This window comes from Sphingobacterium sp. HJSM2_6, from assembly GCF_049316305.1.
In the GTDB taxonomy this organism is placed as follows: Bacteria; Bacteroidota; Bacteroidia; order Sphingobacteriales; family Sphingobacteriaceae; genus Sphingobacterium.
Genome location: NZ_JBMOXB010000032.1, coordinates 1 through 8,657, shown reverse-complemented (window position 1 = coordinate 8,657; position 8,657 = coordinate 1). Strand labels below are relative to the sequence as shown.

Annotated in this window: 10 protein-coding genes and 2 pseudogenes; 5 read left to right on the top strand and 7 right to left on the bottom strand. The window is 38.6% G+C overall.

Annotated elements, in window-relative coordinates; genetic code table 11:
• Positions 1-78: 78 nt before the first annotated feature.
• From tnpC to tnpA, 4 genes and pseudogenes are all read right to left on the bottom strand, one after another.
• Positions 79-1,349, bottom strand: a pseudogene (gene tnpC, locus ACFRAE_RS17575) (IS66 family transposase); the annotation flags it as partial.
• A gap of 49 nt (positions 1,350-1,398) precedes the next feature.
• Positions 1,399-1,614, bottom strand: a pseudogene (gene tnpB, locus ACFRAE_RS17570) (IS66 family insertion sequence element accessory protein TnpB); the annotation flags it as partial.
• On the bottom strand, positions 1,595-1,738 hold the full coding sequence (gene tnpB, locus ACFRAE_RS17565; protein WP_422798481.1) for an IS66 family insertion sequence element accessory protein TnpB: 144 nt from the start codon (positions 1,736-1,738) through the stop codon (positions 1,595-1,597). The pseudogene tnpB (ACFRAE_RS17570) and the gene tnpB (ACFRAE_RS17565), both read right to left, overlap by 20 nt.
• Positions 1,738-1,992 (bottom strand): IS66 family insertion sequence element accessory protein TnpA, encoded by a 255-nt coding sequence (gene tnpA / locus ACFRAE_RS17560; RefSeq protein ID WP_422798480.1) that lies wholly within the window; start codon positions 1,990-1,992, stop codon positions 1,738-1,740. Before tnpA ends, tnpB (ACFRAE_RS17565) begins: the two co-directional genes overlap by 1 nt.
• A 401-nt stretch (positions 1,993-2,393) precedes the next feature.
• Between tnpA and ACFRAE_RS17555 the strand changes: the two genes are divergently transcribed.
• From ACFRAE_RS17555 to ACFRAE_RS17535, 5 genes are all read left to right on the top strand, one after another.
• The gene (locus ACFRAE_RS17555) at positions 2,394-3,404 is read left to right on the top strand and encodes a TQO small subunit DoxD (RefSeq protein WP_422798479.1); all 1,011 of its coding nucleotides are present in this window, start codon (positions 2,394-2,396) and stop codon (positions 3,402-3,404) included.
• 223 nt (positions 3,405-3,627) lie between these two features.
• Entirely contained in the window at positions 3,628-3,897 is a 270-nt protein-coding gene (locus tag ACFRAE_RS17550; protein WP_422798478.1) for a hypothetical protein, read from the top strand.
• 307 nt (positions 3,898-4,204) lie between these two features.
• Positions 4,205-4,744 (top strand): BfmA/BtgA family mobilization protein, encoded by a 540-nt coding sequence (locus ACFRAE_RS17545; RefSeq protein WP_422798477.1) that lies wholly within the window; start codon positions 4,205-4,207, stop codon positions 4,742-4,744.
• A gap of 2 nt (positions 4,745-4,746) precedes the next feature.
• On the top strand, positions 4,747-5,667 hold the full coding sequence (locus ACFRAE_RS17540; RefSeq protein WP_422798476.1) for a DUF5712 family protein: 921 nt from the start codon (positions 4,747-4,749) through the stop codon (positions 5,665-5,667).
• A 190-nt stretch (positions 5,668-5,857) separates the two neighbouring features.
• A complete protein-coding gene (locus ACFRAE_RS17535; protein WP_422798475.1) occupies positions 5,858-6,328 on the top strand; it encodes a JAB domain-containing protein in 471 nt (156 codons plus the stop codon).
• A 23-nt stretch (positions 6,329-6,351) separates the two neighbouring features.
• Here ACFRAE_RS17535 and ACFRAE_RS17530 read toward each other — a convergent pair whose 3' ends face one another.
• From ACFRAE_RS17530 to ACFRAE_RS17520, 3 genes are read right to left on the bottom strand one after another with little or no spacing between them, the layout of a single operon-like run.
• Positions 6,352-6,867 carry a hypothetical protein gene (locus ACFRAE_RS17530; protein WP_422798474.1) on the bottom strand — a complete coding sequence of 172 codons (516 nt, stop codon included), beginning with the start codon at positions 6,865-6,867 and terminating at the stop codon, positions 6,352-6,354.
• Between the two features lie 59 nt (positions 6,868-6,926).
• Positions 6,927-8,018 (bottom strand): hypothetical protein, encoded by a 1,092-nt coding sequence (locus ACFRAE_RS17525; RefSeq protein ID WP_422798473.1) that lies wholly within the window; start codon positions 8,016-8,018, stop codon positions 6,927-6,929.
• A 21-nt stretch (positions 8,019-8,039) separates the two neighbouring features.
• Positions 8,040-8,516: a hypothetical protein gene (locus ACFRAE_RS17520; RefSeq protein ID WP_422798472.1), complete on the bottom strand. Its 477-nt coding sequence runs from the start codon at positions 8,514-8,516 to the stop codon at positions 8,040-8,042.
• Positions 8,517-8,657 lie beyond the last annotated feature (141 nt).

Here is an 8,657-nt window from a genome sequence, read left to right as displayed (position 1 = left end):
TCTTAATCAAAAATTAATAGATTTATAAAACAAAACTCTCTCTAAGTGATTGTCCACTTTATTTTGAATACGTACACTTCCCAGGGCTATAGGTCTTATCGCATTCTCGACGAGATTATTATCAATAAAAAGGTTTCCATCGTATAAATATGCTGATAAAGCATCCCAACGTGCATACGCATAGGCCATCGCTTTCCCAATCTGGCTTTTGGGCAGGGTATTCTTTATTTCTTCGAAGATCCATTTCCCCAACTCGTTGATTACGGGCAGTGATTCAGCTAGTCTAAGTTCTTTGATTTGCTGGGGAGAAAGGTTTTCTTCTTTGGCTTTCCTTTCGGTTATATACAATTGTTGGATCAATAGCAATGCTTTTTCAGCTCTTCTTTTGTCATTATCCAATGCCTTTTCAAACTCACGACGAGCATGCGCCCAACAGGCTAGGTGTGTCACCTCTTTCTTTTTTCCGTACTTCTCGTACACGGCGTACCCATCCGTCTGGAGGTATCCTTTGAAATTTCCAAGCATAGGTACAGCGGCGATGCCACCACGGGTGGGACTATAATCAAACAGTACGGTTCCGTCCAGCGGAGCATGATAGACCCAATAGTAGCCTTGATGGGCCGCGCCCTTTTTATCGCTATCCAATACTTTTATTGGTGTTTCATCAACCTGAAGATACCCTTTAGATTTGGTGTCGAAAATGAGTTGTTCATACAATGGTTCCAATTTTTCCAATGCCTGTTTGGTCCACCCTTCGATGGTTGAGGTTGGGATCTGTATGTTTTCCCTGGCGAAGATCTGCTTCTGACGGTACAGAGGGAGGTGATCCATATACTTACCGGTCAGGATCATCGCAAGAAGACTTGCTCCTGGGATTCCTTTATCGATTACCCGTTCAGGAAGCTCGACGATGGATACTCTGTCTCCATTTTTAGCTGCATATTTATAGCGGATGTAGCGTTTGATATAGAACTTTGCCGGTTCGCATTCCAGTTCTTCGGTAATTTCTTTACCGATGCATACCATTTCCGACAAATCGCCTTCTGGGTGGATTTCGATTTCCTCTACGGGAAGATGTGCCGGAAGTTTAGCCCGTCCTTTATGGTTGGGACGTTTACGTACATACTCAATCTTTTCATTGGTTTCTTCCTGTTGCTGTACCACTTCAGCAGGCTCTGCTTCAAAGGGAAGAGCAATCTGGTTAGAATCGCCTTCGAAACGTTCGCGCTTCTGTCCAAACTGCATACGTTTGTACATCGCAAGTTGCGATTCTAAGTAATCTATCTTCTGGTCACGACTGGAAATAACCTTTAAAAGGTCTTTGAGAGATTTTCCAGCGCTGTTTCCATACCCTAAATGTACGAATAAATCAGGGTTATAGCAACTGAAAAGCCGGTTTTATGGTAATAAAAAACGCTTTTTGCGAATGCTTTTCACCACCTGTATGCCTTCGACCATGAGTACCAGGTCACTCCAGGAAAACTCGCCATCTTTTACGTTAGGTGGTAAAAAGGTTCCACTCTCCAGTCGTTTATAATACAGCACGAAGCCACCTTTTTCCCAATGCAGTAGCTTCATATGCGTACGGCTACGGTTAAGAAATACAAACACCTCTCCCGCTGGTAGCTTGGCGCTGCATGTTCGAACTGATCAAACCACAAAGCCCGTCAAATGATTTTCTCATATCGCAATGACCGTTAAAAAGATAGAAACGATGTGATGATCCGAGCGCAAACACTAATAAATATGAATAAGTTTAGCGTCTAATGATAGATCCCTATCTGTACTGATGCGGACCCCATTGGGATAAATGACTTCGATCTTTCCTGATTCAACCATGGGGGAGCGGATTTCCGTAAATCCACCTTGCTCACCCTGTTCTGAACTCTTTTTGATCCAATAACTAAGCGTACAGACCTTGATTCCGTGGAAGGAACAAAAATCCTTTTGACTTAGACCACTCTCTCCCCATTGGGCGACTAACGAGAGCATTTTCTCACGCTTACTTTCTAATAAATTCATGTAAGCAAAGATAAATCCTAGAGGAATCTATTTAAATATGTACTTGGTAGGCCGCATACATATATTCAACCACTGAATAAGTCTAAAACCAACACAACAACCAATTCTTGTCAATATTCTCATAGCGTCACCCAAGAAACTTCGTTTGTAAGACAATCGAAAATTAATAATAAAACAACACCTAAAAAAATTGCAGTAAATTATTTTATTGTAGTTCATTGTATTGGTTTAAATACGAGTATTTCTAAAACAACTTCAGGTAGTAGTCCTCCTAAATATATTTTATATAAACGGTTGAAACTTGATGTAGCGTAATATTTAACTACGTTATACATTAATTTTTTACGTTTAATTAAAATATAAAATTCAAAATGAAACAGCATATTGACAGTTCAGCTAATAATATAGCAGGGCTTTTTACATTGTCTCTCCGGTGGGTTATCGGTTGGACATATTTTTCCGCTTTTTGGCGAAGATTAATTTTAGAAAACAAACTAATACCAGAAGAAGCAGGTTACATTGGAGAAAAATTTAATCACTTCCTGCCCAATGCTTTAGGTATTAAACCAATTATCGAATATCTTGTTTCTAATCCCGAAGCATTACAAACATCAATGGTCATTTTTACAATTATTGAGGCTATTGTAGGTTTGTTTATCATTTTAGGATTGTTTACACGTCTAATGAGTATAGGTGTTTTCTCTTTGGCAATGGGAATTTTGTTAGGTTCGGGTTGGCTTGGAACAACTTGTTTAGACGAATGGCAAATTGGAGTTTTAGGAATTGCTGGTGGCTTTACCTTATTTCTTACTGGAAGCAGTTTTTATTCTTTAGATAATTATTTAATAAAGAATAATCTTTCTCTTACTCACAAAAAGTGGTTTATATTTCTCGGATCGGGTTCGTTAACTATCAAAAATTTGAAACCATTTGTTTTAGTTATCTCTATCCTTATTTTCGGATTGACTTTGTTTACCAATCAATATTTTCACGGTGGTGTGTATGGGAAATTGCATAACAAATCTGTAAAACCGATTGTAAAGATTTCCAATATTCAGTACAAAAATTCACAACTCACTTTTCAGCTTTTTAGGGTTGAAGGTGCAGACGTTTACGGTTCATTTTTGATTTGTATCGAGATTTTGAATGAAAATAATGAAGTTGTAAAATTCATTAACCAAAACGAATTGGCCAATTTCCCTAAGGAGAAAATCCACAATCATTATGTAGCAAAAATTAAATCTGGAAAACACAGTTTAATTATTCCTCTAGGAGCAAAAGCCGATTTGACGATTGATTTACGTGATATTAAAATCAGAGAGAATTACAAACTCAAATTGACTGACATAAGTGGTGCAGAATGGACATCTGATATTAAATAATGTATTTTATTAAAATTTATAAATCTGTTAACTATCTAAAATACCACTGCCTATAACATTATATTGGCGAAATGGCGGTTTAAGGGAGAAATTTAAAGTTTCTCCTTTTTTTGTCGCAACAGCCTTTTATATTTCCTTTTTTCATAAATTTAGAAAACAATAAAAGGCTGTTGCTTAGCTTAGTGCAAGATTGAACGTTAGTGGCAATTTTAGAAAGACACGTATGACAACAAGCATTTGGATAGAAAAAGGTAGGGGCGACTCGGTTGAGAATGCAACATTTGACGACATAAAAACTGTTATTGAAGAAACTATAAAAATGGATGAAGAGCATGGAGCTTTTTGGGTTGGACATATGGAAAATAAATTTGTTCTTGAAGTTCACAAAAACTTTGACTTGTTTTTTGTTTATGGAGAAAATCAAGATGAACAGATACAAACTAAACTTGACAATTGGGAAGATGTAAAACACTTCTTTAAAATGTATTTGTAAAGCATTCCCCGTATTAGACCAGCGGTAAACTTATTCCAGAACGAGTCAAAAGAGCAAGCGGAAGTTGGGCAAGCCCTACTTTTTCGCCCTTTATGCTGCGCAATCGAGCTTTTAAGTATCCTCCGGGGATACTTTGGTTTTGTTAGGTATTCTTAAATACTGATTTCAGTATACCCATCAGTATATTCTCTTTAAATAACTAAGTCAATTTGATCCAGTTTATGTTATTTGGATTTTTTCAAGGTTTTTCTTAGAATAATGTTTCCTAATTTGTCTTTCCAACATAAATAGATCAGGAGGGAAAGATATGGAGCAGTGGAAGGAAAAATCGATCAGATTTCCTCAAAAATCTGATGATAAACTAAATGGATTGGTAATGAAATTTGGCAGGTCTAAGAAGCTTTTTTTAGTTCAGATGATCGATTACTTTTATAGGTCAAAGAAAGATCCTGCCGATAGTGGCGATGAAATTCTCAAAAGGGAGCTTTCCTACGGAATTAATCGGATATTGTCTTTTGTCAAGCAGCAGGAAAAGGATCTGCTTATTCCTTCTATGAACCTTAATACCGAAAATTTTAGGTTGCTAAATGTATTCCAGGAAAAACTTCATAATCAGAATGAGTTTTTAGCTGGACAAAAGCAACAAACCAATACAATTCTATTGGAGGTAAACCAACTTTCTAAAAGTATTTCTAAAAACAAAACAGATAAGGCCATAGTAATTTCAAACATCATCATGTTGCTTGACCATTTTCTGAAAGAAAGAGATGCTATAGGTTGGAGTTTGAATTCAGCCAAGAAGGATGAGCTTTATAAAAAGCTACTATCTGATATCCAAAAACTCTAGTCATGTTTATCCATATTTCCAAGTCCGAAACTGGAAACAATACAGGAAGCTGCGGGGCATTAGTGAATTATCTGGAAAAGGAGAATAGGCTTGTAGAAAATATTTCTGATTCGGAGAAGTGGTTCAATGGTCGTTCCAGTGCAGTCCTTCCGCATGAGGTGAGGATGGCAATCGATGCCAACATCGCCAAGCTTTCTAGAGATGATGGTAAGTTTTATCTGATCAACATCAGTCCAAGCCAAAAGGAGATTGCTTTTCTATTGGAACGTTTTGGTGAGCAGGAGGCCAAACTTCAGCTCAAGGACTTTGCGCTCAAGGTGATGGATGCTTACGCCAAGAACTTTCATCGTGAAGGGATAAATGGGCAAGCTGACCTGTTGTGGTTTGCCAAATGGGAGAAGAACCGTTATTACGGACATCAGGACAAGGCGGTTATCAGTGGTCAAAGGAAACGCGGAGAGATGAAGGAAGGTTATCAGTTTCACATTCAGATCATCGTCAGTAGGAAGGATATCACAAACAAGATCAAGCTGAGTCCGCAGAATACTTCTAGGGGAAAAAACAAGTCCCATTCTCAGAAGCTCGGTCAGTTCGACCGAAGGGCATTTAAGGAATCGGGCGAGCTTCTATTCGATAAGCTGTTCAGCTATGAACGAGGATTGCAGGAAACTTTTCAGTTTTCCAATAGTGTAAAGAATGGCAATTTGCAAGAGCGTAGGCAGGTCGACCGAATCCTGCAGTTTTCTAAAGGCAGGGATGAATTGGGAGCTGATCGCTTTCGGGAATTGCTTGCTGGAAAATCTCAGGCTATGGACTTGGTTGCCAATTTGCTTTCAGGTACAACCCTGCCATCCGAGGGAATGGAAAGGTCGTTAACAAGAAGACGGAAAAAACGCAAAGCGAAACGGCTAGGCAGGTCGTAGATTTATTTTTTATTCAATCCATGATAGGGATCAAAGTTCGGACACTGTCCTTCGGGGCGGGACAAGAAATTCCGACATAAACACATGCCCATCGCACAGCTCCATCTTTTATTTCGTTGCTTCTTGCCCTTGCTCGGTCAGGTCCGGTGCGGGCTCCATAATCATTTCTTGAAACTAAAAAAAGAACGTTATGGAAAGCAGAAAAAAAAGAAATCTTCTGTACAAGGTGGCAGAAGTTCAGTTAAGTTACAGCAACCGGATTCCCAGCTCCAAGATGCCTGTAGTGACCTCCTCTAGTGAAGCCTACGGGGTAATCATGGACAGTTGGCAAAGAGAGAGTTTAGAACTCTTTGAACGGTTCAGGGTACTGCTGATGAATACGGGCAACCGCGTGATGGGTGTTTATGAGGCTTCTAGTGGCGGAATATCGGGAACCGTAGTCGATATCAGGCTGTTGATGGTTACGGCGCTGAAAGCGACCGCTACAGGGATCATCGTTTTTCACAATCACCCTTCGGGAAACCTCAAGCCGAGCACCGAGGACAAAAAGCTGACTCAAAAGATCCATGATGCAGCAAATTATTTGGATATCAAGTTGCACGATCATCTGATCGTAGGTAAGGAGGGTTATCTTTCCTTTCGGGATGAAGGGCTTTTATAGCCCTTTTTTTTGTCTTTCGGGTTTTATTCCAGATCTGATTCTCCATCGATCAATTCCATGCATTTTTTAAGGAAAAGCATTGTTCTGGCTTCATATCGGTAGGCTTCTTCCCAGTCCTGATCGGTACATCCCCTCAAGCGTTCTTCAGTTGTGGCACCTGCCAGATTATCAAAGAGTTTGTTTTCTTCCTGGGATGACCTAGGAAAGATATCATTTGGAAATTGCCAGAAGCTCGAGCAGAGTTCATACAGGAATTTCATGTCAAGGTAATAGGGTGTAAAATTAAAATAGTATGCCAATAGCCCAAGGCAAGATTGCCCGATAGCCTCTTTGTAGAGCAGGATCTTAATATGGACTTCTTCGGTATTTTCTAGACTCCTGCCAGCATGGAAAAAGGTGCGAGAGCTTTGTCTTCGCCCATACCAATTTTTCAAGCAGATAGACTTTTGCTCCTCAGTTATAGTTCCTTTTTTTGGATGCATATAAAGTTTGGACAGAAACCTATAGGTTTTGTCTGTAGAATCTATTCCATACAGCATTTTATGGATGAGCGGATTATTTGCGTCGAGCAGCTGCTGAATCTCAGATATAGCGTAATTCAGGATGTTTGAAACCGTTCTTGTATATCCTTTGTCAGCTGATCGATATGATGTGTTAGTGGAATTTCTGTGATCAGCAGGATATCCAGATTTCTAGCAACCGTAGTTTCTTGCGCATCTGAAAAGTTAACTCCCCTAATTTCAAAGTTTCTATTCCGTGTTCCAAAGATTTGGACATATTTGTCCTCCGATAGTTCTTTATCCAAGTATGCTAGTATAGGTTTCATATAGTCCAGAATTGGAAGATTTGGAAATTGATTCGTATCCGTAATATTTGTTTCATTTGTATGCAAGTACTTATGCCTAAAGTCAGTTGTGATTTGGATGAAGATAGTTTCCGATAGTTCGGTCAGCGCTTTCATCTTCTGTTCGATCTTTTCAAGAGTTTCCAAGGTGATCTGGAAATCATCTTCATACCGAGTTGCACGGTAGATCTCTTCAAGAATTCCTAAAAGATCATCATCCTCCGTTTGATCTACATCAAAGACAGGTTTGCTGTAAGGATAAATTTTACGTAGAGTCGCATTATGGCACCTAATGGAATGGGTAATTTTGTCCTTTCCCATCAGGATAATCTCACAGTTCCTATAGGTTTGTTCCAGAACCTGATGGATCATAAAAGCGGACATAGCATATTTAATTCGGGATTTGAAATGATAATAGCCATCTTTAAATTCATTTATTTTTTTAACTTCCCTTTCTTGGAATTTTTGGAAGAGATTAAAGCACTCCAATGGGTCAAAGTTGTTTGGAATTGGAGAAAACTTAGAGTCAGGGGCCTGAAACACCAGGTTTTCAGGTTGGCATGTACAAAATAGAAAGAGGTTACCCTTTTTGATCTTTTCTCTAGCCTGAAAAGCGACAAAGCATTTGATTAGATAGTTTTCATATTCTTTTATGCTGTTCATCATCTTAGGTGTTATTTCCCCGATGATATTGACATACTTGTTCGATACCAACAAGATAAGCTCTTTAAATACGCTTGATCCATGGCTGTCGGTAAGATAAATACATTCAATTAGGAAATTGGAGGTCAGGATCTGAATCACCTTTTTCAAGTGATCGTCTATGTGTAATTCAATGAAAATCATAACTGATGTTTTTAGTATATACTAAATCTCTTCCCGTAACGAAGTCTTTTGTTGGTTTCGGTTTTTATTGGCCCACCATTGAACCCATTTTTGTTTGAAGATATTGTAACCTGCATGGAAAACATCACTCTCGCTACCTTCGAAGCCTAAAGTGAATGATCTTGAAAAGTAAGCTTGGTAAATTTCCAGTTCTGATAACATCTGCCTGATCTCTTTCCTATCATATTCTCCTTCTTCAGTTCGGCAGGAGAGAAAGAATTTAGATGCCAGATTCTTTTGCTGATCTGTCGCATCTTTTTTTTGGCCAATGGCAAAGCTGTCCACGTATTCTTGAATGAAGTCTTCAGGAGTTAGGTTCAGTATGGCACAGAGATACCTAACATTTGCAGGAATTAAGATGGAATATTTTTTACTATAAGAACCGTAAGGTTCAACTATTTCGCGGTGATTACTGCAAACCTGTTCCATCGAGAGAAACTTTTTTCTACATTTTTTCATAATAATATTTCTTTTGGAATATGAAGTTCAGCACCCTAACAATTCTATGCAATTCAGAATTTGAATAAATTATCCTATAAAGAGAATATGTTATCCGTGAAATATTTCTTAAATTCGTAAATGGGAGAATCGAAAGATATC

Excerpts from the sequence above, each read along its gene's own strand:
- tnpA (WP_422798480.1), bottom strand. The coding sequence starts at position 1,992 with ATGCTCTCGTTAGTCGCCCAATGGGGAGAGAGTGGTCTAAGTCAAAAG.
- ACFRAE_RS17555 (WP_422798479.1), top strand. The coding sequence starts at position 2,394 with ATGAAACAGCATATTGACAGTTCAGCTAATAATATAGCAGGGCTTTTT.
- ACFRAE_RS17550 (WP_422798478.1), top strand. The coding sequence starts at position 3,628 with ATGACAACAAGCATTTGGATAGAAAAAGGTAGGGGCGACTCGGTTGAG.
- ACFRAE_RS17545 (WP_422798477.1), top strand. The coding sequence starts at position 4,205 with ATGGAGCAGTGGAAGGAAAAATCGATCAGATTTCCTCAAAAATCTGAT.
- ACFRAE_RS17540 (WP_422798476.1), top strand. The coding sequence starts at position 4,747 with ATGTTTATCCATATTTCCAAGTCCGAAACTGGAAACAATACAGGAAGC.
- ACFRAE_RS17535 (WP_422798475.1), top strand. The coding sequence starts at position 5,858 with ATGGAAAGCAGAAAAAAAAGAAATCTTCTGTACAAGGTGGCAGAAGTT.
- ACFRAE_RS17530 (WP_422798474.1), bottom strand. The coding sequence starts at position 6,867 with ATGCTGTATGGAATAGATTCTACAGACAAAACCTATAGGTTTCTGTCC.
- ACFRAE_RS17525 (WP_422798473.1), bottom strand. The coding sequence starts at position 8,018 with ATGATTTTCATTGAATTACACATAGACGATCACTTGAAAAAGGTGATT.
- ACFRAE_RS17520 (WP_422798472.1), bottom strand. The coding sequence starts at position 8,516 with ATGAAAAAATGTAGAAAAAAGTTTCTCTCGATGGAACAGGTTTGCAGT.